Genomic DNA, 23,560 nt, shown 5'->3' on the forward strand with positions numbered 1-23,560 from the left:
ACGCCTTATTTCACCAGGCCTTTTTCTTTCAGGTAATCTGCCGCGACTTTTTTCGCATCCAGCCCTTCCACCGCAATGCTGGCATTCAGCTTTTGCAGGGTCTTCTCATCAAGGCTGGCAAAAACCGGCTTCAGCCAGCTATCCAGCTCCGGGTAGGCTTTCAGCACCGCTTCACGCACTACCGGCGTCGGGGCGTAGATCGGCTGTACGCCTTTCGGATCGCTCAACGTCTGTAAGCCGAGCGCCGCCACCGGGCCGTCGGTGCCGTAAGCCATCGCAGCGTTAACGCCGGATGTTTGCTGCGCCGCCGCTTTAATGGTCACCGCCGTATCACCACCGGCCAGCGACAGCAGCTGATCCTGCTTCAGATCGAAGCCGTAGGCTTTTTCAAAGGCAGGCAGCGCATCGGCACGCTCAATAAACTCCGCCGAGGCGGCCAGTTTGAACTCGCCACCGTTTTTCAGGTAACGGCTGAGATCGTCGAGGGAGGTGAGTTTGTTCTTCTGCGCCAGATCCTGACGCACGGCGATGGTCCAGGTGTTATTGGCCGGTGCAGGCGTCAGCCAGATAAGCTTGTTCTTCTCGGCATCGAGTTTTTTCACCTTCTCGTAGCCCTGCTGCGCGTTTTTCCACGCCGGATCGTTCTCCTCTTTAAAGAAGAACGCACCGTTGCCGGTGTACTCCGGGTAGATATCCAGCTCGCCAGAAGTGATGGCGCCGCGCACTACCGGCGTAGTGCCGAGTTGCACTTTATTGACGGTTTTTACGCCGTGGCTCTCCAGCACCTGCAAAATGATATTGCCCAGCAGCGCCCCTTCGGTATCGATTTTCGATCCCACTTTGATCGGTTCTGCGGCCTGCAACGGTAAGCTTACGGCGGCCATTAGCGCCACTGAGCAGGCAAGTTTTCGGCTGAGTGTCATAATTTATCCCTCATTTTTTTACTGCCTTTATCAGCAGCTTGAGAAAAAAGCGTAGCTGAAAAATAGCGACGCGAAGGTGAAGCGGTGCGAAACGGTAAAGCGGGTAATAAAAAAGGCCGGTTGCCCGGCCTGATGTGTGGTTACTTTAATTCAAATTCGCCCTGGTTGACGCGGGCGGAGTCGACGCCGATAAAGACGTTGAACTTGCCCGGCTCGGCGTCGTACTTCATGCGCTGGTTCCAGAACTTGAGCGCATCGACATCGATCGGGAAGCTGACGGTCTGCGTCTCACCCGGTTTCAGGTTGACCTTCTTAAAGCCGCGCAGCTGTTTCACCGGGCGGCTCATCGACGCCGTAACATCCTGCACGTACATCTGGATCACCGTCGCCCCTTCGCGCTTGCCGGTGTTGGTCACCTCGACGCTTGCATCCACGCTGCCACCGCGGGTCAGCGTTGGCGCAGACATCTTCACATCCGACACTTTAAAGGTGGTGTAACTCAGACCATAGCCGAAGGGATAGAGCGGGCCGTTGGCTTCATCAAAGTAGCGGGAGGTGTATTTGTTCGGGTTATCGGCGTTATAAGGGCGACCGGTATTCAGGTGGCTGTAGTAGACCGGGATCTGCCCCACCGAGCGCGGGAAGGACATTGGCAATTTCCCGGAAGGGTTGTAATCACCAAACAGCACATCGGCGATGGCGTTGCCGCCTTCGGTTCCTGCAAACCAGGTCTCGAGGATGGCGTCAGCCTGCTGATCCTCTTTCACCAGCGCCAGCGGACGCCCGTTCATCAGCACTAGCACCAGCGGTTTGCCGGTCGCTTTCAGGGCGGTAATCAGATCGCGCTGGCTCTGCGGAATGGTGATATCGGTGCGGCTGGAGGCTTCATGCGCCATCCCCTGCGCTTCACCGACTACCGCCACCACGACGTCAGATTTCTTCGCTGCGGCTACCGCTTCATCGATCATCGCCTGCGGGGAGCGTGGATCAACCACCACCGCCGGTTCATAGAGGTTAAGGAAATCGACAATGCCTTTATCGTTGGTGATATTCGCCCCTTTGGCGTAGATCACCTGGCCTTTATCCTTCAGCGCGTCGCGAATGCCGGTCAGCACGGTGACAGATTGATCGGCAACCCCGGCGGCAGACCAACTGCCCATCGAGTCGCGCTTGCTGTCCGCCAGCGGCCCAATCACCGCCACGGTGCCCGATTTTTTCAGCGGCAGCGTTTCCAGACGGTTTTTCAGCAGCACCATACTTTCGCGCGCCACTTCCCGCGCTTCTTTGCGGTGCAGACGGCTTTCGGCGTTGGTGTCCTGCGGGTCGCTCTCTTTCGGCCCTAAGTGGCTGTAGGGATCGTTAAACAGCCCCATATCATATTTGACGTTCAACACATGGCGCGTGGCGTCATCCAGCTCCGCCATCGTCACCTTGCCGGATTTGATCAGCCCCGGCAGATATTTGCTGTAGTACTCGTCGCTCATGCTCATGTTGATGCCGGACTTCAGCGCCACGCGCACGGCATCTTCCGGATCGGCGGCGGTGCCGTGTTTGATCAGCTCCTTAATCGCGCCGTGATCGGAAATGGTGATGCCCTTAAAGCCCCACTCATCGCGCAGCAGATCTTTAAGCAGCCACGAATCGGAGGAAGCCGGTGTGCCGTTCAAAGAGTTAAGCGCGACCATCACCCCGCCGCTGCCAGCGTCGAGCGCCGCTTTGTAGGGCGGCATATAGTCGTTGAACAGACGCTGCGGGCTCATGTCGACGGTGTTGTACTCTTTACCGCCCTCGACCGCGCCATAAGCGGCGAAGTGTTTGACGCTGGTCATCACCGAGTAGCGATCCGCCGGGCTTTTGCCCTGCATTGCTTCCACCATGGTGCGACCCATTTCCGAGGTTAAAAAGGTATCTTCCCCGAAGCCTTCCGAGCCGCGGCCCCAGCGCGGATCGCGCGAGACGTCGACCATCGGTGCCCAGGTCATATTCAGGCCATCATCGGCGGCTTCATAAGCGGAGACGCGCCCGACGGTTTTCACCGCGTCGAGGTTAAAGCTGGAGGCGAGGCCAAGGCTGATAGGGAAAACGGTGCGCTGCCCGTGCACCACATCGTAGGCAAAGAAGAGAGGGATTTTCAGGCGGCTAAGCTGCATCGCCTGGTCCTGCATGGCACGAATGTCCTGGCGGGTGACAGTGTTGAAAATAGCCCCGACCTGGCTGGCTTTAATCATCTCGCGGATCGCCTCTTTCGGGTTATCCGGCCCGACGCTTATCAGGCGTAGCTGGCCTATTTTCTCATCCACGGTCATCTTTTTAAGCAGGTCAGTGACAAAGGCGTCCCTGGCTTGCGGCGTCAAAGGATGGTTAGCAATCATCTCTTCGGCCAGCGCGGGTTGCAGCGCAAGGCTCACAGCGACACCTACAGAACATAGCCATTTCATGTCGTTTACTCTCTTGTATTTTCAGCAAAAACCGCGGTAACGGGCCGCGGAAAAACGCAGTGTGCCATAATCCTGGCACGTCTTGCAGCGCCTGGCTCTGATTTTTATGTTAATTCGCTCCCCTTCGGGCATCCTCTGGAGCTAACATTAGTAACGAAATATTCACAATATCATTCACGCAGCCTGCAACCGGCGTGAAGCAGAGCATCCTTTCTATTCATGCTTCGCCACAAGGAGTGGATCGTGACCCAGTCAAATAACACTTTCATTAACGAACTCAAACGATTAGTGGGTGCTTCTCACCTGCTGACCGATCCGGCCAAAACCGCCCGCTACCGTAAAGGTTTCCGCTCCGGTCAGGGCGATGCGCTGGCGGTGGTCTTTCCCGGCACGCTGGTTGAATTATGGCGCGTTCTCAACGCCTGCGTAATTGCCGACAAAATTATTCTGATGCAGGCGGCAAATACCGGCCTGACAGAAGGCTCGACGCCGAACGGCAATGATTACGACCGCGATATCGTCATTATCAGCACCCTGCGCCTCGACAAACTGCACCTGCTGGATAACGGCGAGCAGGTGCTGGCCTACCCTGGCACCACGCTCTACTCGCTGGAAAAAGCGCTGAAACCGCTGGGACGCGAGCCGCACTCGGTGATTGGCTCCTCCTGCATCGGCGCGTCGGTGATTGGCGGCATCTGCAATAACTCCGGCGGATCGCTGGTGCAGCGCGGCCCGGCCTACACCGAGATGTCGCTGTTTGCGCGCATCGACGATCAGGGCCGCCTGCAACTGGTCAATCATCTGGGCATTAAGCTTGGCGAAACGCCGGAACAGATCCTCGGCAAGCTGGATGACGATCGTATTCAACCCGGTGATGTGCTTCACGACCAGCGCCACGGCCACGATCATGATTACATCAACCGCGTGCGCGACGTTGAAGCCGAAACCCCGGCGCGCTATAACGCCGACCCCGACCGCCTGTTCGAATCCTCCGGCTGCGCGGGCAAGCTGGCGGTATTTGCCGTGCGTCTCGACACCTTCCCGGCAGAAGCGCGCCAGCAGGTGTTCTATATCGGCACCAACCAGACTGCGGTGTTAACGGAGATCCGCCGCCATATTCTGGCCAATTTCGACCATCTGCCGGTCGCCGGGGAGTATATGCACCGCGATATTTACGATATCGCCGAGCGCTACGGCAAAGACACCTTCCTGATGATCGACAAGCTCGGCACCGACAAGATGCCGCTCTTTTTCAATATCAAGGGGCGCACCGACGCGCTGCTCAATAAAGCGACGGTGTTTAAACCGCACTTTATCGATCGTTCATTGCAAAAAATCAGTGGTCTCTTCCCCTCGCACCTCCCCTCGCGCATGAAGGAGTGGCGCGATAAGTATGAGCACCATCTGCTGCTGAAGATGTCCGGCGGAGGTATTGATGAAGCGCAAAACTGGCTGAAGGCCTTTTTCGCTGACGCCGAAGGTGACTTCTTTGTCTGTACGCCGGAGGAAGGGAGCAAAGCGTTTCTGCACCGTTTCGCTGCCGCCGGGGCCGCGATCCGCTATCAGGCGGTGCATGCCGACGAGGTGGAGGATATTCTGGCGCTCGACATTGCCCTGCGCCGCAACGATACCGAGTGGTTTGAGCACCTGCCGCCAGAGATTGACAGCCAGCTGGTGCACAAGCTCTATTACGGCCACTTTATGTGCCACGTTTTCCACCAGGATTACATCGTTAAAAAAGGCGTCGATGTGCATGCCCTGAAGGAGCAGATGCTGGCACTGCTGGCGCAGCGCGGGGCGCAATATCCCGCTGAGCATAACGTCGGTCATCTCTATGAGGCTCCGGAGACGCTGAAACGTTTTTATCGGGAAAATGATCCGACTAACAGCATGAACCCCGGTATTGGCAAGACGAGTAAGCGCAAATTCTGGCAGGAGACCGCTCAGGCAGAGCATCCCGCCGATCCGGCGATAAAGTAGCCCCGCGCCGTTTTGTGCTGCGTGCGCCTTTCGTAATAGAGTAGCGACAGCGCCAGAGAATCCTCTCTCTGGCGCGTTGCGTTGAAAGGAGCGCGCCCGATGTCAGCTGTTGATATTCTCTCTGGTCCTGCGGTCGAGGTGCGCGACGCCCGCCCCGATGATGTTCACGCTATTGCCTCCCTCTACGCCTGGCATGTGCTCAATGGCCGCGCCTCGTTTGAAGAAGTGCCTCCCACTATCGATGAGATGCGCAGCCGGATGAGCAAGCTCGCCGCCGACGGTTTACCGTGGCTGGTGGCGCTCTTTCACGGCGTGATTGTCGGCTACTGCTACGCCGGTCTCTATCGCCCGCGTCCGGCCTACCGCTACACCCTTGAAGAGTCGATTTATGTCGATGCCAGCATGACCGGGCGCGGCATTGGCTCTGCGCTGCTTGGCGCGCTGATCGCCCGCTGTGAAGAGGGGCCGTGGCGGCAGCTGATCGCGGTGATTGGCGACGGGCATAACAATGCCGGTTCGCTAAGAGTGCATAAAAAACATGGATTTGAAGTGGCCGGACAGCTGCGTAGCGTCGGCTATAAGCAGGGAGACTGGCGGGATACGTTGATTATGCAGCGTCCACTCAACGACGGTGACTGGACGCTGCCGGAGTAATTAATCGTTCTGCGCGGTCAGTTCGCCCGCCGAGCCTGGCGGCGTTTGTGCCATCTGCGCCGCTTTCTGGCGCTTGTAGCTTAACGCGGCAGCGGGCACCGGCTGGGCTTTTCCGGTCTCAATCCAGGTGCGTAAGCGGCTGGCATCGGCAAAGTGGGTATATTTGCCAAAGGCATCCATCACCACCAGCGCCACCGGTTTGTTGCCAATCAGCGTACGCATCACCAGGCAGTGGCCCGCAGCGTTGGTAAAGCCGGTTTTTGTCAGCTGAATATTCCAGTTATCGCGGTAGACCAGATGGTTGGTGTTGCGAAACGGCAGCGTATAGGCCGGATTAGCAAAGGTCGCCATCTCTTCGCGCGTGGTGCTCAGCTGGCCAATCAGCGGGTACTGTTTGGTGGCGATCAGCAGCTTGCTTAAATCGCGGGCGGTGGAGACGTTCTCGATCGACAAACCGGTCGGCTCGACGTAGCGCGTATGGGTCATGCCCAGCGCGCGCGCTTTCGCGTTCATCGCGGCGATAAAGGCTTTATAGCCGCCGGGATAGTGGTGCGCGAGGCTTGCGGCCGCGCGGTTTTCCGACGACATCAGCGCCAGCAGCAGCATATCTTTGCGGCTGATCTCACTGTTCAGCCGCACGCGGGAATAGATCCCTTTCATCTCTGGCGTCTGGCTGATATCGACTTTTAATTTTTCATCCAGCGGCAGGCGCGCATCCAGCACCACCATCGCGGTCATCAACTTGGTAATAGACGCAATCGGGCGCACCAGATCGGGGTGGCTTGAGTAGATCACCTTATTGGTTTGCAGATCGACAATCATCGCGCTGCCGGAGGCGATTTCCGGCTGGGCTGCGGCAACCGCGACGGCTGTTTTTGCCTGCGCCATCGGCGCGAAAGGCGCACTCAGTGCAAGCGCCAGGCTTAAAAGAGAGACTCGAAATTTCTGCATGGTGAGGCTTCTGAAAATTATTCACGCGCGCTATAACGCACACCGCTTCTGTTCATGAAAGTTATAACAGGGCTGGCTCTGGCATAATAGCCGCCGCGCAGGGTTGCCGCCAGAGAAGAATCGTTGCGAGAAATTGCGTTGCCAGCATCGGGTGCCAGCAACGCCGGGAGAGTCAAAACAGGCGGTAGCCGTAACCCCAGAGGATCACCGTCAGCGCCAGCAGGATCTCCAGCAGCAGCACGCCGATGGCAAGCGTTGAACTGGAGAAGTTGAGCCCCTCTTCCTTGTTGATGTTAAGGAAGGTCGGGATGCCAACATAGAGCAGATAACCGGTATAAAAGAGCGCAACGGTGCCGACCAGCGCGCAGAGCCACACTAGCGGATAGAGCGCAACAATGCCGCTAAGAAACAGCGGAGTTGCGATATAACCGGCAAACACCATGCAGCGCGCCAGCGACGGACGCTGCGGATAGTTACGCGCCATCCACCAGATAACGCGCCCCATCACCGCGACGCCCGCCAGCATCAGGCCATAGAAGAGAATTGCCAGGTAAAAACCGGTAGATAACGACAGAGGCACGACGACATTCTCGCCGAAGCTCCAGCCAAACTGCGTGGTACCAATAAATGCACAGATTACGGGAATGGCCGCCATGATGAGCACATGGTGGGTGTAGTGGTGCGAAACGGTCTCGTTTTCGCGTTTGATCACCTGCATTTCACGATCGGGATGGGACAGGAGTCCCCAGACATGGTTCATAACGCCCCCTCACTGAAAGCCCGAACATCGAGCTGTAAGTATACGTCACTTTTGTGATTATTTTTTGTACAGCGGAAAAAAGCCGAAATGATTGAACGCAGCGCAAAGCCGGATGCAGGTATATGCTTAAAGACGTTTTACAGGAGGATGTAATGACACTGGATATCAATCAGCTTATTAGCCAGTATGGCTACGCCGCGCTGCTGGTCGGCAGCCTCGCCGAAGGCGAAACCATCACCCTGCTTGGCGGTGTGGCGGTGCACCAGGGATTGCTGCGCTTTCCGCTGGTGGTGCTCGCGGTCGCCCTGGGCGGCATTATTGGCGATCAGCTGCTCTACTTTGTGGGCCGCCGCTATGGCGTTAAAATTTTGCGCCGCTTCACCCGCTACCGCGGCAAGATCCATCAGGCGCAGGCGCTTATTCGCCGTCACCCCTATCTGTTTGTGATTGGTACACGCTTTATGTATGGCTTTCGTATTATCGGGCCGATATTAATTGGTACCAGCCATTTAAAACCGAAAATCTTTCTGCCGCTGAATATCTTAGGTGCGTTTATCTGGGCGCTGATCTTCACCACGCTGGGCTATGTTGGCGGGGAAGTGATTACGCCGTGGCTGGAGTCCTTCGATCAGCATGCGAAGCGCTGGATCTGGGTGGTTATCGCCATTGCGCTGGTCTTCTGCCTGCGGTGGTGGTTTCGCCACCGCAGGAAAAAGCGTGAAGAGAATCCGGGCGATAACTAAGCTTTTTGCGGTTTGAACTGCGGGTTCGCCAGCATAAAGCCGCCATCGATGATAAACGACTGGCCGGTGGTGTAGCTGGCATCATCGGCACAGAGCCAGGCGACCATGCTGGCGATCTCCCGCGTTGTGCCCGGGCGCGCCAGCGGGATGTTCGGCATCGAGCCAGGTTTGGCATCGTCATCGCTCATGTTGTTCATCGGCGTGGCGATGGCACCTGGCGCAACGGCATTGACCAGAATATTATGCGGCACCAGCTCCAGCGCCATTGATTTGGTCAGGCCACCAAGCGCATGTTTTGCCGCGGTATAGGCGCTCGCTTCCGGCAGCGGCGTATGCTCGTGAACGGAAGTGATATTGACGATGCGCCCGCCCTGCCCCTGCTTCACCATATGCCGCGCGGCGATCTGCGAGCAGAGAAACGCGCCGTCGACATCAACGGTGAAGATGCTGCGCCAATCCTCAAAGGTGAGATCGAGAAACGGGGCTTTGCTCATCGCACCGGCGTTATTGACCAGCGCGTCGATACGCCCGAAGCGGGTAATCAGGGTTTCAATTGCCTGCGCGCCTTCCGGCAGATGGCTGAGATCGAGCTGGATAGTCTCAGCCCGACGGCCAAAAGCCTGCACTTTTTGCGCCGTCTCCTGCGCGCCGCGCTCATCCGAGTGCCAGGTAATGCCAATATCAAATCCCCGCTCTGCCAGCATCAGCGCGCTCTGCTTGCCGATGCCCGAGTCTGCGGCGGTGACGATTGCTACTTTGTTTGCCGACATGCGCTTCTCTCCGATTATTTAATAAGCAGTTAAGTATAGAAAAAAGGCGCAATGTTGAGAGATTGACTAGGCTTGCTGTAACTAACACATGAGAAGGAAGACGAAAATGATGAAATTTTTACTTTGGGCGATCCTGATTATTTTCCTGATTGGCCTGCTGGTGGTGACCGGCGTCTTTAAGATGATTTTCTAAGAGCCCTGCCGGATGGCGGCTTCAGCGGGATGACTCAGGTGTTGTAGGCCTGATAAGCGTAGCGTCATCAGGCATTGCGACATTGCCATGGCGGCGAAGCCTTATCCGGCCTACGAAAACCAGGCCCGGTGCGCGTTTACGTCACCGGGCCTTTTGCCGGATAAAACGCATGATGCTGCGGGTGTTGTAGGCCTGATAAGCGCAGCGCCATCAGGCATTACGCCATTGCCGGATGGCGGCGAAGCCTTATCCGGCCTACCAGATCCAGGCCCGGTGCGCGTTTACGTCACCGAGCCTTTTGCAAATGTTACTCGCCCTTCGCGCTGTAATTGATCGGCACCCAGCGATAACCGTTCCCGGCTTTTATCACTTTGCCAATCCCCGGGAAGGCGATATGCGCCGCCGCTACCCAATCCCCTTCACGTGCCACCTGCGCCAGCACCTTCTCGCGCGTCGCCACCGCCTGCTTGCGATCGACATCAAAATGGATTGCCACTTTGGGATCGGGCAACTGCACCGGCTGAGCGTGAATAATGTCGCCCCACAGCATCACGGTTTTACCGCCGTGCGTAACACGGTAAATCACGCTGCCCGGCGTATGTCCGGCTGCCGGGATCGCCTCAATGCCGGGGAGGATCGCTGTTGGCGCATGGAACGTACTCAGCTTACCGGCCTCGATCACCGGGCGAAGGGAGCGTTCCGATTCGGCGAAGGTGTGGCGCTGCCCCTCCTCCACCTCCGACGCCCGCGCCGGATTGAGCCACAGATCGACATCGCGCTGGTCGACGCGCACGGTGGCATTCGGGAACGCCGGTTTGCCATCACGCTGCACGCCACCGGAGTGGTCGCCATGAATATGGGTGAGCAGCACCAGATCAATGGCAGCCGGATCGATCCCCGCAGCGCGCAGATTCTCCGGCAGATGCCCGCCCGCATCGCCCATCAGCGCCCCGGCACCCGTATCGACCAGAATCAACTGCTTACCAGTGTTAATCACAAAGGCGTTGATGGAGGTTTCGGCCTGCACCGCCATATTGGCCTGCGCCATCTGCGTCTCTAAGCGTTGCGGCGTAATATTGATCAGCAGCTTGTCCAGCGGCACCTTGACCGTGCCATCCGAGACGGCGGTGAGTTGCCAGTCGCCCAGCGCCATTCGGTAGTAGCCCGGTGCCTGTGCCTGCTGAGTGGAAAGCGGCGTGGCGATGGCGTGTTGCATAGTCAGCCCGGCGGCAGTAAGCGCCAGCAGTAGCGGATAATATTTCATTTTTTCTCTCCTCTTTTGCATTGCGCCAGTATGCTGCGCCCGCTACTATCACTCCAATTGATTGGAGCAATAATGACTATCAAAGAGAATGATTTCCGCAAGATCGATCTGAACCTGCTGATCGCCTTTGCCGTGCTTTACCGCGAGCAGAGCGTCTCTGCGGCGGCGGATAAGCTGCATCTGGGACAGCCGGCGGTGAGCGGCGTGCTGTCGCGCCTGCGTACGCTGTTTGACGATCCGCTGTTTATCCGCAGCGGTCACAAAATGCAGCCGACCGCCCGCGCCAGCGAGCTGCACAGTGAACTGCTGCCGCTGCTGGAGCAGTTGCAGAGCGCGCTGTTTCAACAGGCGGCGTTCGATGCGCAAACCGCAAAGGCGACGCTGACGCTGGGCATGGCGGACTGGGTTGAGATATGGCTGATGCCGAAGCTGATTCCGGCGCTGATGCAGCATGCGCCCGGCATCCGCCTGAACGTGGTGGCAAGCGATCCCTTCAGCGATGCCGCCAGGCTTGAGGGTGGCGAAATGGATATGGCGGTCAGCGTCGCCGTCGCCGGGCCGCGCTGGCTGGAGCGCGAAGTGTTAACCACCATGCCGTTTGCCACGCTCTGGCATCCGCAGCAGTTAACGCTCAGCGCGCCGCTGGATATTGAGACCTTTGCCGCGCAGCGACATCTGATGGTCAGCTACCGCGAAGCGAGCAGCAGCCATTTTGATACCCTGCTGGCAAAAAGCGGCTATCAGCGGCAGATCCACTACACCACGCCCCACTTCGCCGCGCTGCCGGGTTTGCTGGAGACGATGCCCGCGCTGGCAACAGTGCCCGCCGGGCTGGCGGATGAGTGGCAGCGCACCCGTGGATTGATGCGCAGCCCGTTACCGCTCGACGCGGAGCCAATTGAAGTCGCCATGCTCTGGCATCAGCGCCACAGCAGCGATCCGGCGGTGATGTGGCTCAAAACCTTTATCGCTGCGCTTATCGTCTGACGCTCTGCCAGAGCGTTTACTCCAGGTTCGCGCCGTTGCTGGCGATCACATCGCGATACCAGAAGAAGCTCTTCTTGCGGCTGCGCGCCAGCGTGCCGCTGCCATCATCTTCGCGGTCAACGTAGATAAAACCGTAGCGCTTGGAGATTTCCGCTTTCGAGGCGCTCACCAGATCGATAGGCCCCCAACTGGTGTAGCCCAGCATCTCGACGCCATCTTCAATCGCTTCACGCACCTGAAGCAGATGGTCGTTCATGTAGGCGATGCGGTAATCATCATGAATGCTGCCGTCCGCCTCGACCTTATCCTTCGCGCCCAGTCCATTCTCGACAATAAACAGCGGCTTCTGCCAGCGATCCCACATCACATTCAGCAACGTGCGCAGGCCAAGCGGATCGATCTGCCAGCCCCACTCGGAACTGGGCAGGTGCGGGTTGGGCACCATGCTAAGAATATTGCCGCGCAACTTCTCGTTCAGCGCTTCATCGGCGGTGACGCAGCCGCTCATGTAGTAGCTAAAAGAGATGAAATCGACCGTGGTGCGCAACGCCTCGCGATCCTCCTCGGTGATCCCAATCTCAATGCCGTTATCGCGGAAGTAGCGCAGCATATAGCCGGGATACGCCCCGCGGCACTGCACGTCGCCAAAGAAGGCCCAGCTACGGTTCTGCTGCAATGTCTCAAACACATCTTCCGGTTTACAGCTGAGCGGATACATCAGCCCGCCAAGCAGCATATTGCCGATTTTGGCATCCGGGATAATTTCATGGCACGCTTTAACCACCAGCGCGCTCGCCACCAGCTGATGGTGAATCGCCTGGTAGACTTCCGCTTTGCTGCTGCTGTCTGGCAGCCCGACGCCGGTCATCGGCGCATGGAGCGACATATTGATCTCATTGAAGGTGAGCCACAGCTTCACTTTCGTCTGATAGCGGGTAAAGACCGTGCGGGCATAGTGCTCAAAGCAGCGGATCGTCTCACGGCTTCCCCAGCCGCCGTAGCCTTTTACCAGTCCCCACGGCATTTCGTAGTGGGATAAGGTCACCAGCGGCGTGATGCCGTGCTCCAGAAGCTCATCAAACAAATTGTCATAAAAGGCCAGCCCTGCTTCATTCGGCGTGCTCTCATCCCCGTTCGGGAAGATACGCGTCCAGGCGATGGAGACACGCAGGCAGTTAAAGCCCATTTCGGCAAACAGGGCAACATCTTCCGGGTAGCGATGGTAGAAGTCGATCGCCACATCCTTCAGCGCGCTGTCGCCCTCTTTGCGCTCAACAAGCCCGCCAAAGACGCCATGCGGCTGCATATCGGATGTCGAGGGGCCTTTGCCATCTTCCTGCCACGCGCCTTCAACCTGATTGGCGGCAATGGCACCGCCCCATAAAAATCCCGCTGGAAATGTTTTCATTCTCTACTCCTTTGATTAAATGGCTACCGCCAGAAGCGGTTTCCCGGCCTGAACAGAAGTGGATGCCACGTTATTTACACCGGCAAAATTGTCGCTGTTGCTGATAATGATAGGCGTGGCGAGATCGAAGCCGGCTTCGAGGATCGCGGCGCGATCGAATTCGAGCAGCAGATCGCCCGGCTGTACTTTGTCGCCAACGCTGACATGCGCGGTGAAGGGTTTACCCTCCAGTTTGACGGTATCGATACCGACATGGATCAGCATCTCTACTCCGCTGTCGCTGAGTAACCCAATCGCATGTTTGGTTTCAAACAGCGAGGCAACCTCCCCGGCAAACGGTGCGACCACCCGGCAGTCCACTGGAATAATCGCCACGCCATCCCCCAGCACACCGCTGGCGAAGGTGGCATCCGTCACCTGATCCAGCGCCAGTACGCTGCCGCTCATCGGTGCCAGCAGCGTCATCCCATCAGCAGCGGGTTTTGGCGCGGGAGCTGCTACGGCTGCCGGCGCTTTCGGCAGCCCGGCAATGCAGGTCAGGAGTAACGCCAGCATAAAGGATGCCGCGCTGCCGACAATGCCGCCCCACAAGGTGGCATCAATGCCGCCGGGCGGGATCATCTGTGCAAAGGAGAAAACATTCGCCATGCCGAAGGAGTAGGTGTGCGTGCCGCTAAAACCGACAATCGCTCCGCCAAGTGAACCGCCCAGACAACCAAAAATAAACGGTCGGCGCAGCGGCAGAGTTAAGCCATAAACCGCCGGTTCCGTAATGCCGAAAATACCCGCCGCCACGGCGGAACCTGCCAATGTTTTTTGCTGCTTGTCGCGGCTGCGCAGAAAAATACCCAGCGTGGCACCCACCTGTCCAAGCACCGCAGGCAGCAGGATCGGCAACATTGAGTCCTGGCCAAAGACGGCCATGTTGTTGATCATCAGCGGCACTAACCCCCAGTGCAGACCAAATATCACGCACACCTGCCACAGTGCGCCCATCGCGCCACCGGCAAGCCAGGGAGAGAGGGTATAGATGGCCTGATAACCGTTTGCCAGACCCTGGCTTAGCCAGGTGGCGACCGGGCCGATAATCAAAAAAGTGAGCGGTACGGTGACGGCAATGCAGAGCACCGGCGAGAAGAAGTTTTTCACGGCCGAGTGCAAAAAGCGGTTGCCCTGCTTTTCCAGCCAGCAGCTGACCCATGAGGCGAGAATAATTGGGATCACCGAGCCGCTGTAGTTGAGGAAAGTGACCGGAATGCCGAGGAAGGTTTCGCTCGCCGCCTCGCTCATCTGCGCGGCGTCAAAGGCGGCGATCATCAGCGGATGGGTTAACGCTCCGCCGATTGCCATAGTGATGAAGGGGTTGCCGCCAAATTTTTTCCCGGCGGTATAACCCAGCACCAGCGGGAAGAAAAAGAAGAGCGCGTCGCTGGCGGCAAACCAGATTTTATAGGTGCCGCTCTCTGGCGTCAGCCAGTTGCAGACCACCGCCAGCGCCAGAATGCCTTTCAGGATCCCGGACGCGGCCAGGATGCCAATAAAGGGGGTGAAAATGCCGGAAATGATGTCGATCAGGCGACTAAAGAGTGAACTTTTGTCATCGCTTGCGGCGACCGGCGCATCCTCTGTTATCCCGGCCATTTTGCATACCGCCAGCCAGACGTCGTGCACGTCGTTACCGATCACCACCTGGAACTGTCCACCGCTCTCCACCACCATAATGATGCCAGGTTGTTTTTTTAGCCCGTCGGCATTAGCCTTTTGCATCTCTTTGAGTTTAAAACGTAACCGCGTAGCGCAATGCACCACGCTGCTGATGTTCTCCTTGCCGCCAACGTGGCTGAGAATGACGTTCGCCAGCGTTTGATAATCCATGCTTGTGTCCTTACCTCTTGTGTCTGAGTAAAAAAAAACCTGAGCCACGCCACCTTGCGGCGACGGACTCAGGTTTTGCCTGCACACGTTAATGCAGTAACAACCCATAGGTGCAGTTAGCGCTGCTCTTTCCTCACGCGCTCGATATGGAGCGCGAGAAACATTGTCTCTTCGGTGGTCAGCCGCCGCTGATAGGTCGTTGCCAGGTGAAGCGCCACTTTCTCGGCGCACTTCCATGCCAGCGGGTAGTTATCTTTTACCGCCTGATGGAGGCTGAGATCGTCATCATCCACCACCGTGCTGTTCAGCATGCGCTGGGAGAAGAACTTCAGATGGGTAACAAAACGCTGATAGCTCAGCCCCTCTTCGTCATACTCCAGCTTTAACTGATACTGCACGATATGCAGGATCTCCTGCATCGCACGGGTGATATGCATCACCTCCGGCATCGCGCTGTTTAGCTGTGCCGTCACCAGATGCAGCGCAATAAAGCCCGCTTCATCTTCCGGCAACGCCACGCCGAGTCGCCTGGCGATGATCTCTCGCGCCTCATGCCCAAGGGCAAACTCCTTCGGGTAGAGACGCTTGATCTCCCACAATAAACCGTTGCGGATCAGCAGCCCTTTTTTCTGCCGCTCGATGGCGAAGTAACAGTGATCGGTGAGCGTGATATAGAGGCTCTCCTGCAACTTCCCCAGCCGATCGCTGGCCAGCGCGATGATGCGATCGCAGGTGGTCATCACCTCCAGCGGGATCTGATTAAGCAGCTCGCCCAGGCGGCGTACCAGATCGTCGCTTTGCAGGGCGAAGACCTTTTCGATAGCACCCTCGTCGAGCCGATCGCCGGGACGCTTCTGAAAGGCAATGCCGCGCCCCATCACCACCTGCTCACACTGCTGATCGTCCAGTACCACTGCGACGTTATTATTGAGTATTTTGGCGATACGCATGCCGCCCGCCGGAACCAGACCGGAAGAGAAACCTGCCTCGCCGATGTGTGACACCATCAGCGGAACAGAGCCTGATACTGGGCTTCATACTGCGGCGCATTCCACTGGCCATCGAACACCGTCAGGGTGATATAGCCTTTGTTGAGCCAGCCGGTATCGGTGTCAGACTCGTTCGGCATCATTATCTTTTCACTGATAACCTGCTGCGCACGGCCATCTTCCAGCAGCACATAGCGGTGCTGAGCTTCGGGGAAGGCCTCGTTGCCAATGAATTTCTCCCCCTTCACCGCGCTTTTCGCCAGCGGGGGATAGTTGATGCTCAGGCCGGATCCGGCTGGCAGCAGCGGCTGGTCAGGCTGGCGTTTTGCCTGAAGCTTATCGACCAGCGAGACCACATAATCGACCGAGTCCGGCCAGTATTTGTGCGTGCTCGGCCAGCCCGCTTTTTGCTCCTCTGCTGTAAACAGGTATCCGATGCTGGCGGCAATCGCCGGGTAGCCGTAGCGCACGGCGCGCACCGCTGCGCCCACGGTGCCGGAGTTAAGCTGTGTCACGCCGGTGTTCGGGCCATCGTTAACACCGGAAATGACCAGGTCAGGCGGGTTCTCTTTCAGAATACCAAGCAGGCCGAAATCGATGGCATCCGCAGGCGTGCCGGGGAAGCAGTAGCGTTTTTCCGCTACCTTTTTCACATCGAAGATTTTGTTGGGTTTGAAGGTGATCGCCGAGCCAATCCCGCTCTGATTGGTGGCGGGTGCCACCATCCAGACATCAAAGCCTTTGGCGGCCAGTTTTTCCTGTAAGGAGATGGTACCGATGGAGTCGCAGCCGTCGTCGTTGACCAGTAAGATACGCGTTGCGCGTTCAGCCGCATGAGCGCCGGTGGAGGCGAGTGCGGTGAGCAAAAGTGCCAGTAACGTTTTATTCACGGTGAAGCTCCTTATTGATTATGCAGACCAAATTTGTATTCCATAGTGATGCCGCCGCCGAGGCCATGTGAGCGGTGGAAATCGCGCTTATCGTCCGTCAGCCAGGGTTTGCCCTTCACCAGCTTCCAGCTGTAGCTCGGACCAAAGCCGGCAAACAGCGATAAGCCAGAGACCGCTTTCGGCGCCCACGCAATAAAACCGCCATACTCCCACTGATTTAATTTGACGCCCTGATATTTCGCCCCAAAACCATAATTAGCGAAAATACCTGTAGTCAATTCCGGCGAGAGAACATATTTACCGTACCAATAAATCATCTGCTCATTATCATTGACGTAATCATTACCTTCGCCATCCGCCGGGCTATTAAATGCGCCACGGGTATTTTTACCCATGTGCCAATAGAATTGCCCCAGGCCATTATCCAACGGCGCTTTTGTTTTTGACCAGGCGACACCTGACTCCATTGCGTAATATTGATAGCCCACCAGCGCAAAAATATGCTGCGCACTATGCGTAAATCCGCGAGCACCTTCCCACTCTGCCAGCCCGCGATTGTAATACCATGCGCTACGTAATAATAGCGACTCTTTTTCAGCCAGCGGAAATGCAAATTGCGCCTCTATTCCCTGGCGGAAAAGATAATTATCACTTTCACCTGCCAGCCAGCTTACGCGTGTATTTTTATCAGGACTCCAGCTTATATCACCGGTAACAATATGATCGATGGGCTTATTAGTTTTTAAGGTATAAAAGCGGCGCTTTTCCGGTTCATCACGTTCTGAAAAACGGGTGACCCAGGCGGCGCGGGCAGAAAGATCGCCCAGGCCGCTCTCGAGGCTTACCCCCTGCCACGAACTTGGCGCGGCCCGGCTACGCGTGACGCTGAGCGTGCCGAACTTATAAAGCTGCTTCCAGCCCGCGTAGAGCCTGGCGTAGGCGTACTCATCCTCCCATTTGAGCTTGGCGTAAAGCTGCCCAACTTTGTTGAACCCTTCCGCATGACCGTTGTTATCGCGCAGCAGGTCGCGCCCGGCAAAGTCTTTATTCGCGTAGAGCTTAACTACGCTGTACCAGGAGGCATCGATACCGATAGCGTCCCGGTACCAGCCGCTCTGATAATCAAGCAGCGCGCCCTGCGCCCACGCTTTCTGGTCACCAATACCGGCTTCTGAGAGCTGGTTATTAGTATTAAGCATCCAGACATTTTTTAACGTGACATCGAACTTACTATTTTCAATAAAACCCTGAGTGTTGGGCAGTTCACTATTGGCAAAAGCGCAAGTGCCACTAATACCTGACAGGAACGCCAAAGGTAAGGCGAATTTAATATGTGCCATTTCTATTCCATTTTTATATTGCTGGCCGCAACTGCCGCGTTAAAAAAGTGCTAACGCGTAAGGCTCAGGCAATTCCTTATAGTTATTTGCTTTACAGCTTTTATTTATGCACACCATCAAAACAAAAAAACCCAAACCCGAAATTCACAAGCGGTGAATTTGATGGTTTAGGTTTTGCCTGTTTAACAGTAACAACCCTGCGATGGTGTGGGTAAATAAATACCATCTCACCTGGAAATAATCTACGAGCAATTTAGTTAAGAGCGTAAAAGTGTGACTCAGATAACGCTACGAATTGAGGCAATTACATCGTAGCGTTGCAGGTTCCTATATTTCAGCGCGCGCAATCGCCGCCGCAATATCCTGAGAAGTTTTATAGGTGCGAATTTCCGCAAATAGCTCGCTGGCTTCGGCGTACTCTTTGCGCAGGTAGCCCAGCCACTGTTTAATGCGGGCGACGTGATACAAACCGGTATCGCCCTGCTTCTCAAGCTGGCTGTATTTCGCCAGCAGCGCAACCACTTCAGGCCAGGGCATACGCGGCTCGTTATATTTCACCACCCGGCTGAGGTTTGGCACATTGAGTGCGCCGCGGCCAATCATCACCGCATCGCAGCCGGTCGCCGCCATGCAGGCCTGCGCGCTCTGCCAGTCCCAGATTTCGCCGTTGGCAATCACCGGAATAGAAAGGCGCTGGCGGATCTCACCGATCGCCTGCCAGTTAATGCGCTCGGCTTTATAGCCATCCTCTTTCGTGCGGCCATGCACCGTCAGTTCGCTGGCACCCGCCTGCTGTACCGCATCGGCAATTTCAAACTGGCGGGCGGAGTTCTCCCAGCCAAGACGGATTTTCACCGTGACCGGCAGATGCGACGGTACCGCTTCACGCATCGCTTTCGCACCGCGATAAATCAGCTCCGGATCTTTGAGTAACGTCGCTCCACCGCCGCTGCCGTTGACCAGTTTCGACGGGCAACCGCAGTTAAGATCGACGCCCCACGAACCAAGCTCAACCGCGCGGGCGGCATTTTCCGCCAGCCACTCGGGATATTGACCCAGCAGCTGTATGCGCACTAACGTGCCGGAGGAGGTGCGGCTCTGGCGCTGCAATTCCGGGCAGATTTTATGGAAGGATTTTACCGGCAGCAGCTGATCGACCACGCGCAGGAACTCGGTGATGCAGAGATCATAATCATTGACGTCAGTCAGCAGTTCGCGCACCAGAGAATCAAGCACGCCCTCCATTGGAGCCAGTAATACACGCATAAATCACCCCGAAAAAATGAGGCGACATAGTAGCCGCTCTCCGGTAGGGAGGAAAGTGCCATTATGATTGAGCGCTGAAGGCTTAGCGCCCCTTTTTTTCACAGCCTGGCCGGTTTGAACCCATAATCTAACCAAATGGAATGTCTGGTATGCTCAAAATTCATGATGTGATCGGTAGCACGTTTTTAGCTTTAATTGTATGATGAATGCGTTTCAGCAAGGATTTCCACCATGAATAAGACACTGATAACTATCTGGCAGTACCTGCGAGCCTTCGCACTCATCTATGCCTGCTTATATGCGGGTATTTTTGTCGCCTCACTGCTGCCGATCGCCATTCCGGGCAGCATTATTGGCATGCTGATTATGTTTGTCCTGCTGGCGCTGCAAATCCTGCCGGCGAAGTGGGTCAATCCCGGCTGTTTTCTGCTTATTCGCTACATGGCGCTGCTGTTTGTGCCTATCGGCGTCGGCGTCATGCAGTATTACGACGTGCTGCGCGCGCAGTTCGGCCCGATTGTGGTCTCCTGCGCGGTGAGCACGCTGGTGGTCTTTTTGGTGGTGAGCTGGAGTACCCATCTGGTACACGGCGAGCGTAAAGTAGCCGGTCGTGAGGAAACAAAAGAGTGATGGCCTATATCTGGTGGTCCCTGCCGTTAACACTGGCGGTCTTTTTTGCCGCCCGCAAACTGGCCGCGCGCTTTAAGCTGGCGCTGCTTAACCCTTTGCTGGTGGCAATGGTGGTGATCATCCCGCTGCTGCTGCTGACCGGCACGCCCTACGATCACTACTTTCAGGGCAGCAAAGTGCTCAACGATCTGCTGCAACCCGCGGTCGTGGCGCTGGCGTTTCCTCTTTATGAACAGCTGCACCAGATCCGCGCGCGCTGGAAATCGATTATTACTATCTGCTTTATCGGCAGCCTGGTGGCGATGATCAGCGGAACGCTTATCGCGCTTTTAATGGGAGCGACGCCCGAGATTGCCGCCTCGATATTACCGAAGTCCGTCACCACGCCGATTGCGATGGCGGTAGGCGGCAGTATTGGCGGCATTCCGGCCATTAGCGCGGTATGCGTGATTTTTGTCGGCGTGCTTGGCGCGGTCTTCGGGCACACCTTACTCAACCTGATGCGCATCAAGACCAAATCGGCACGCGGGCTGGCAATGGGCACCGCTTCACACGCGCTGGGCACCGCGCGCAGCGCGGAGCTGGATTACCAGGAGGGCGCTTTCAGCTCGCTGGCGCTGGTGATCTGCGGGATTATCACCTCGCTTGTCGCGCCGTTCCTCTTTCCGCTGCTGATTGCGCTGTGGGGTTAAAATTTGCGATGTGTCGCGCAATTCTTTAATGCGTTTCATTTGTTGCATAAACAGTGTGATTTGCGTCACATATAAAAGCGAAGCAGGCCCGTACACTGTCTCTCCAATACACTGCTATGAGGCACTGCTATGCATTCTCGTTTTCACACTGCTTTTTCCGGCCTGCCGGGTGAACTTCAGACCGCGCTGGCGCCTCTGCTGGTGGATGAACACTTCCCCGCTATGCTGAGCGCGGAGCAGGTGGCAACGTTGCAAAGCGCGACCCAGCTTGATGCCGATGCACTGGCCTTCGCGCTGCTGCCCCTCGCTGCTGCCTGCGCCCGCACGGATCTCTCCCATTTCGATGTCGGCGCGATTGCCCGCGGCGTCAGCGGCACCTGGTATTTCGGCGCCAATATGGAGTTTATCGGCGCCACCATGCAGCAGACGGTGCACGCCGAGCAGAGCGCCATCAGCCACGCCTGGCTGCGCGGTGAGACCGCACTGGAATCGGTCACCGTCAACTACACGCCGTGCGGCCACTGCCGACAGTTTATGAATGAGCTCAACAGCGGGCTTTCGCTGCGCATTAATCTGCCAGGCCGCGCGCCGCATACGCTCGGTGATTACCTGCCGGATGCCTTTGGGCCGAAAGATCTGGAGATTAAAACCCTGCTGATGGACGCCCAGGATCACGGTTTCGCCCCGCGCGGCGATGCGCTGACCCAGGCCGCGATTGCCGCAGCCAGCCAGAGCCACTCCCCTTATACTCACTCACCTTCCGGCGTTGCCCTGCTCTGCCGCGACGGGCAGATCTTCAGTGGACGTTATGCGGAGAACGCGGCGTTCAACCCAACGCTGCCGCCGCTACAGGGTGCGCTTAATCTGCTCAGCCTGAGCGGTTTCGACTACCCGGACATTACGCGCGCCGTGCTGGCGGAACGCGCTGACGCGCCGTTAACGCAGTGGGATGCAACAGCTGCGACGCTGCGTGCGTTAGGTTGCGACGCGGTTGAGCGCGTAACGCTATGATGCGCATCACTGCGGTCAAGGCCGCAGTGATGAAAAACAGCGCGATTGAGCTGCCGTTTCTTGCGCTTGCGGTGTGGGTAAAGTAGCCTGAGTGCAATTTCAATCCCTTACCGAGCCTGCTTCATGTTAAAGCGTGTTTTTTACAGCCTGATAGTCCTCATTGGTCTGCTGGTGTTAACCGCGCTGGGTCTCGATCGCTGGATGAGCTGGAAAACCGCCCCCTATATCTACGACGACCTGCAGGATCTCCCCTGGCGCCAGGTCGGCGTGGTGCTCGGCACCGCCAAATATTACCGCACCGGTGTGATCAACCAATATTACCGCTACCGCATTCAGGGTGCCCTTAACGCCTATAACAGCGGCAAGGTGAACTACCTGCTGTTGAGCGGCGATAATGCCCAGCAGAGCTATAACGAGCCGGTGACGATGCGCAAAGATCTGATCGCCGGCGGCGTTGATCCTGCGGATATCGTGCTTGATTACGCCGGTTTCCGTACGCTGGACTCGATTGTCCGCACCCGCAAAGTATTCGACACCAACGACTTCATTATCATCACCCAGCGCTTCCACTGTGAACGTGCGCTGTTTATCGCCCGCCACTTAGGCATTCAGGCTCAGTGTTATGCCGTGCCGTCACCAAAAGATATGTGGAGCGTGCGGGCGCGCGAATTCGGCGCCCGGCTCGGCACAATTGCAGATCTCTATCTGTTTAAACGTGAACCCCGTTTCCTTGGGCCTTTAGTGCCGATCCCTGCCATGCATGAAGTGCCCGAAGATGCTCAGGGCTACCCGGCGGTCACGGCCGAGCAGTTAATTGATATGCAAAAAAAGAGGTAACAGAGCGGATTACGTGAATGGCACCGTGCGGCCACTGCTTTTGACCGGGCGGATAAGCGTGAAATCACGGGCGATAAAGCCCTGGTGGTCAATAACAGCGGAGGCGTTTCTCTCCAGCGTCCATGTGCCGTTCAGCGCGTTAAACTGCATCACTTTCTCCCCTTCCGGCGTCTTCACCAGATAGTCTCCCGTTTTCAGATAGCCTGCGCTGCAGGTGATCCGTGCCGGCGGGTTGTTGTCCATTCTGTACTCGATCTTGCGAAACCCGGTCTGCACCGAGCAGAAGTAGAAAAACGGCAACGACGTGACGGTGAGATCGCCGACTTTGGCAATCACTTCGCCCTCACGAAGCAGTTCAACATTTTTTAAAACGAAATTCACCTGACTGGTTTTTTCATGCGGTGCGTGGTCAATTCTAAAAAAAACAAAATTCATAAGCGCCCCTTGAGCTGCCATCACAACTCTCAAAGATTGTCCTTTAAGCGTATGTAGCCGCTGCGATGAAGACCTTCAGAATCCCCTTAAATTTGATCGGTTCTTCAATAAGATGCGCGCAGGACGGGGGTTTCAAGGCACAAACAAGGCACAGGACAACGCAGCGTAAGCTGCATGACACGTGCCTTTGCGGAGGTCAAAAGGGGGAAAAATCAGGCGACTTTTTCGTGCTCGATTTCATGCTCCGTCAGGCTGCGCTGCAGATCGTAGATCAGGCTGCGCACCATATCGGGAGTTAAGCTGAAAAACTGCGAGTCAAAAGTCGATGCACCCGGGCCATATGGCGAAGTGCTGTAACCAAATTTCACAACGATGCTCTGCTGCTTGTCTACCGCGCCCACTTGCCATCCAGTGACGGGGAATGCCGGAAAAGCGAATTCATTCTTCATCCTAATCTCCTTATAAACGTTGGGACTACATAAAGCGTAGCAGCGACGCCGGATTTCTCCATGCCGAATAGATGA

At 56.7% G+C, this 23,560-nt stretch carries 23 protein-coding genes; 9 read left to right on the forward strand and 14 right to left on the reverse strand.

Annotation, left to right across the window (positions count from 1 at the left end; translation table 11 throughout):
• Window positions 1-5: 5 nt before the first annotated feature.
• Together osmF and bglX are read right to left on the reverse strand one after the other, a co-directional pair.
• Complete coding sequence (gene osmF / locus ACWPW2_RS13225; protein WP_076770154.1) at window positions 6-923, reverse strand: glycine betaine ABC transporter substrate-binding protein OsmF; 918 nt, start codon at window positions 921-923, stop codon at window positions 6-8.
• 140 nt (window positions 924-1,063) lie between these two features.
• On the reverse strand, window positions 1,064-3,361 hold the full coding sequence (bglX, locus tag ACWPW2_RS13230) for a beta-glucosidase BglX (RefSeq protein WP_454123424.1): 2,298 nt from the start codon (window positions 3,359-3,361) through the stop codon (window positions 1,064-1,066).
• A 219-nt stretch (window positions 3,362-3,580) separates the two neighbouring features.
• On the opposite strand from bglX, the gene dld reads away from it, so the two are divergent.
• Both dld and ACWPW2_RS13240 read left to right on the forward strand, forming a co-directional pair.
• On the forward strand, window positions 3,581-5,341 hold the full coding sequence (gene dld, locus ACWPW2_RS13235) for a D-lactate dehydrogenase (protein WP_454123426.1): 1,761 nt from the start codon (window positions 3,581-3,583) through the stop codon (window positions 5,339-5,341).
• A gap of 99 nt (window positions 5,342-5,440) precedes the next feature.
• Window positions 5,441-5,995, forward strand: a complete 555-nt coding sequence (locus tag ACWPW2_RS13240; protein ID WP_023479793.1) for a GNAT family N-acetyltransferase — start codon at window positions 5,441-5,443, stop codon at window positions 5,993-5,995.
• On the opposite strand, the gene pbpG is transcribed toward ACWPW2_RS13240, so the two are convergent.
• Window positions 5,996-6,946 (reverse strand): D-alanyl-D-alanine endopeptidase, encoded by a 951-nt coding sequence (pbpG, locus tag ACWPW2_RS13245; RefSeq protein WP_454123428.1) that lies wholly within the window; start codon window positions 6,944-6,946, stop codon window positions 5,996-5,998.
• A gap of 172 nt (window positions 6,947-7,118) precedes the next feature.
• Window positions 7,119-7,706, reverse strand: a complete 588-nt coding sequence (locus tag ACWPW2_RS13250) for a Yip1 family protein (protein WP_023479716.1) — start codon at window positions 7,704-7,706, stop codon at window positions 7,119-7,121.
• A gap of 158 nt (window positions 7,707-7,864) precedes the next feature.
• On the opposite strand from ACWPW2_RS13250, the gene ACWPW2_RS13255 reads away from it, so the two are divergent.
• Window positions 7,865-8,449: a DedA family protein gene (locus tag ACWPW2_RS13255; protein WP_034813043.1), complete on the forward strand. Its 585-nt coding sequence runs from the start codon at window positions 7,865-7,867 to the stop codon at window positions 8,447-8,449.
• Here the strand turns inward: ACWPW2_RS13255 and ACWPW2_RS13260 are convergent.
• Window positions 8,446-9,219 carry an SDR family oxidoreductase gene (locus ACWPW2_RS13260; RefSeq protein ID WP_454123431.1) on the reverse strand — a complete coding sequence of 258 codons (774 nt, stop codon included), beginning with the start codon at window positions 9,217-9,219 and terminating at the stop codon, window positions 8,446-8,448. The two genes, ACWPW2_RS13255 and ACWPW2_RS13260, sit on opposite strands and share 4 nt — an antisense overlap.
• 88 nt (window positions 9,220-9,307) lie before the next feature.
• Here ACWPW2_RS13260 and yohP point away from each other — a divergent pair, with 88 nt between their 5' ends.
• The gene (gene yohP / locus ACWPW2_RS13265; protein ID WP_223284180.1) at window positions 9,308-9,412 is read left to right on the forward strand and encodes a small membrane protein YohP; all 105 of its coding nucleotides are present in this window, start codon (window positions 9,308-9,310) and stop codon (window positions 9,410-9,412) included.
• A gap of 307 nt (window positions 9,413-9,719) precedes the next feature.
• Here yohP and ACWPW2_RS13270 read toward each other — a convergent pair whose 3' ends face one another.
• Entirely contained in the window at window positions 9,720-10,676 is a 957-nt protein-coding gene (locus tag ACWPW2_RS13270) for an MBL fold metallo-hydrolase (protein WP_454123433.1), read from the reverse strand.
• Between the two features lie 72 nt (window positions 10,677-10,748).
• On the opposite strand from ACWPW2_RS13270, the gene ACWPW2_RS13275 reads away from it, so the two are divergent.
• Entirely contained in the window at window positions 10,749-11,663 is a 915-nt protein-coding gene (locus ACWPW2_RS13275) for a LysR family transcriptional regulator (RefSeq protein WP_454123435.1), read from the forward strand.
• Between the two features lie 16 nt (window positions 11,664-11,679).
• Here the strand turns inward: ACWPW2_RS13275 and ACWPW2_RS13280 are convergent, their stop codons facing one another.
• From ACWPW2_RS13280 to dusC, 6 genes are all read right to left on the reverse strand, one after another.
• Window positions 11,680-13,071: a glycoside hydrolase family 1 protein gene (locus ACWPW2_RS13280; protein ID WP_454123437.1), complete on the reverse strand. Its 1,392-nt coding sequence runs from the start codon at window positions 13,069-13,071 to the stop codon at window positions 11,680-11,682.
• A 15-nt stretch (window positions 13,072-13,086) separates the two neighbouring features.
• On the reverse strand, window positions 13,087-14,946 hold the full coding sequence (gene bglF, locus ACWPW2_RS13285) for a PTS beta-glucoside transporter subunit IIABC (protein WP_454123439.1): 1,860 nt from the start codon (window positions 14,944-14,946) through the stop codon (window positions 13,087-13,089).
• A gap of 116 nt (window positions 14,947-15,062) precedes the next feature.
• Window positions 15,063-15,896, reverse strand: a complete 834-nt coding sequence (bglG, locus tag ACWPW2_RS13290; RefSeq protein ID WP_454123659.1) for a transcriptional antiterminator BglG — start codon at window positions 15,894-15,896, stop codon at window positions 15,063-15,065.
• Window positions 15,897-15,952: 56 nt separating this feature from the next.
• The gene (gene surE / locus ACWPW2_RS13295) at window positions 15,953-16,825 is read right to left on the reverse strand and encodes a 5'/3'-nucleotidase SurE (protein WP_454123441.1); all 873 of its coding nucleotides are present in this window, start codon (window positions 16,823-16,825) and stop codon (window positions 15,953-15,955) included.
• 11 nt (window positions 16,826-16,836) lie between these two features.
• Window positions 16,837-18,165 (reverse strand): OprD family outer membrane porin, encoded by a 1,329-nt coding sequence (locus ACWPW2_RS13300; protein WP_023479718.1) that lies wholly within the window; start codon window positions 18,163-18,165, stop codon window positions 16,837-16,839.
• 327 nt (window positions 18,166-18,492) lie between these two features.
• Window positions 18,493-19,431: a tRNA dihydrouridine(16) synthase DusC gene (dusC, locus tag ACWPW2_RS13305; RefSeq protein ID WP_454123444.1), complete on the reverse strand. Its 939-nt coding sequence runs from the start codon at window positions 19,429-19,431 to the stop codon at window positions 18,493-18,495.
• A gap of 231 nt (window positions 19,432-19,662) precedes the next feature.
• Between dusC and ACWPW2_RS13310 the strand changes: the two genes are divergently transcribed.
• The 4 genes from ACWPW2_RS13310 (at window position 19,663) to sanA (ending at window position 22,601) form a co-directional block, all read left to right on the forward strand.
• Window positions 19,663-20,061 carry a CidA/LrgA family protein gene (locus ACWPW2_RS13310; RefSeq protein WP_023479889.1) on the forward strand — a complete coding sequence of 133 codons (399 nt, stop codon included), beginning with the start codon at window positions 19,663-19,665 and terminating at the stop codon, window positions 20,059-20,061.
• Complete coding sequence (locus ACWPW2_RS13315) at window positions 20,058-20,753, forward strand: CidB/LrgB family autolysis modulator (RefSeq protein ID WP_454123446.1); 696 nt, start codon at window positions 20,058-20,060, stop codon at window positions 20,751-20,753. The genes ACWPW2_RS13310 and ACWPW2_RS13315 overlap by 4 nt, the downstream gene beginning before the upstream one ends.
• A 129-nt stretch (window positions 20,754-20,882) precedes the next feature.
• Window positions 20,883-21,764, forward strand: coding sequence for a cytidine deaminase (gene cdd, locus ACWPW2_RS13320; protein ID WP_454123448.1), 882 nt, complete (start codon window positions 20,883-20,885; stop codon window positions 21,762-21,764).
• Between the two features lie 123 nt (window positions 21,765-21,887).
• Window positions 21,888-22,601 carry an outer membrane permeability protein SanA gene (gene sanA, locus ACWPW2_RS13325; protein ID WP_023479806.1) on the forward strand — a complete coding sequence of 238 codons (714 nt, stop codon included), beginning with the start codon at window positions 21,888-21,890 and terminating at the stop codon, window positions 22,599-22,601.
• A 9-nt stretch (window positions 22,602-22,610) separates the two neighbouring features.
• On the opposite strand, the gene ACWPW2_RS13330 is transcribed toward sanA, so the two are convergent.
• Entirely contained in the window at window positions 22,611-22,982 is a 372-nt protein-coding gene (locus tag ACWPW2_RS13330) for a hypothetical protein (protein WP_454123451.1), read from the reverse strand.
• Window positions 22,983-23,248: 266 nt separating this feature from the next.
• Window positions 23,249-23,485, reverse strand: coding sequence for a bssS family protein (locus ACWPW2_RS13335; protein WP_023479777.1), 237 nt, complete (start codon window positions 23,483-23,485; stop codon window positions 23,249-23,251).
• Window positions 23,486-23,560 lie beyond the last annotated feature (75 nt).

This window comes from Kosakonia sp. Marseille-Q7440 (genome assembly GCF_965119485.1).

What these genes read in the sequence shown, in the direction of transcription:
- cdd (WP_454123448.1), top strand. Translation starts at nt 20,883, where the DNA reads ATGCATTCTCGTTTTCACACTGCTTTTTCCGGCCTGCCGGGTGAACTT.
- ACWPW2_RS13240 (WP_023479793.1), top strand. Translation starts at nt 5,441, where the DNA reads ATGTCAGCTGTTGATATTCTCTCTGGTCCTGCGGTCGAGGTGCGCGAC.
- ACWPW2_RS13335 (WP_023479777.1), bottom strand. Translation starts at nt 23,485, where the DNA reads ATGAAGAATGAATTCGCTTTTCCGGCATTCCCCGTCACTGGATGGCAA.
- bglF (WP_454123439.1), bottom strand. Translation starts at nt 14,946, where the DNA reads ATGGATTATCAAACGCTGGCGAACGTCATTCTCAGCCACGTTGGCGGC.
- dusC (WP_454123444.1), bottom strand. Translation starts at nt 19,431, where the DNA reads ATGCGTGTATTACTGGCTCCAATGGAGGGCGTGCTTGATTCTCTGGTG.
- ACWPW2_RS13250 (WP_023479716.1), bottom strand. Translation starts at nt 7,706, where the DNA reads ATGAACCATGTCTGGGGACTCCTGTCCCATCCCGATCGTGAAATGCAG.
- ACWPW2_RS13280 (WP_454123437.1), bottom strand. Translation starts at nt 13,071, where the DNA reads ATGAAAACATTTCCAGCGGGATTTTTATGGGGCGGTGCCATTGCCGCC.
- ACWPW2_RS13270 (WP_454123433.1), bottom strand. Translation starts at nt 10,676, where the DNA reads ATGAAATATTATCCGCTACTGCTGGCGCTTACTGCCGCCGGGCTGACT.
- osmF (WP_076770154.1), bottom strand. Translation starts at nt 923, where the DNA reads ATGACACTCAGCCGAAAACTTGCCTGCTCAGTGGCGCTAATGGCCGCC.
- ACWPW2_RS13310 (WP_023479889.1), top strand. Translation starts at nt 19,663, where the DNA reads ATGAATAAGACACTGATAACTATCTGGCAGTACCTGCGAGCCTTCGCA.
- bglX (WP_454123424.1), bottom strand. Translation starts at nt 3,361, where the DNA reads ATGAAATGGCTATGTTCTGTAGGTGTCGCTGTGAGCCTTGCGCTGCAA.
- sanA (WP_023479806.1), top strand. Translation starts at nt 21,888, where the DNA reads ATGTTAAAGCGTGTTTTTTACAGCCTGATAGTCCTCATTGGTCTGCTG.
- ACWPW2_RS13275 (WP_454123435.1), top strand. Translation starts at nt 10,749, where the DNA reads ATGACTATCAAAGAGAATGATTTCCGCAAGATCGATCTGAACCTGCTG.
- bglG (WP_454123659.1), bottom strand. Translation starts at nt 15,896, where the DNA reads ATGCGTATCGCCAAAATACTCAATAATAACGTCGCAGTGGTACTGGAC.
- dld (WP_454123426.1), top strand. Translation starts at nt 3,581, where the DNA reads ATGCTTCGCCACAAGGAGTGGATCGTGACCCAGTCAAATAACACTTTC.
- pbpG (WP_454123428.1), bottom strand. Translation starts at nt 6,946, where the DNA reads ATGCAGAAATTTCGAGTCTCTCTTTTAAGCCTGGCGCTTGCACTGAGT.
- ACWPW2_RS13300 (WP_023479718.1), bottom strand. Translation starts at nt 18,165, where the DNA reads ATGGCACATATTAAATTCGCCTTACCTTTGGCGTTCCTGTCAGGTATT.
- ACWPW2_RS13260 (WP_454123431.1), bottom strand. Translation starts at nt 9,219, where the DNA reads ATGTCGGCAAACAAAGTAGCAATCGTCACCGCCGCAGACTCGGGCATC.
- yohP (WP_223284180.1), top strand. Translation starts at nt 9,308, where the DNA reads ATGAGAAGGAAGACGAAAATGATGAAATTTTTACTTTGGGCGATCCTG.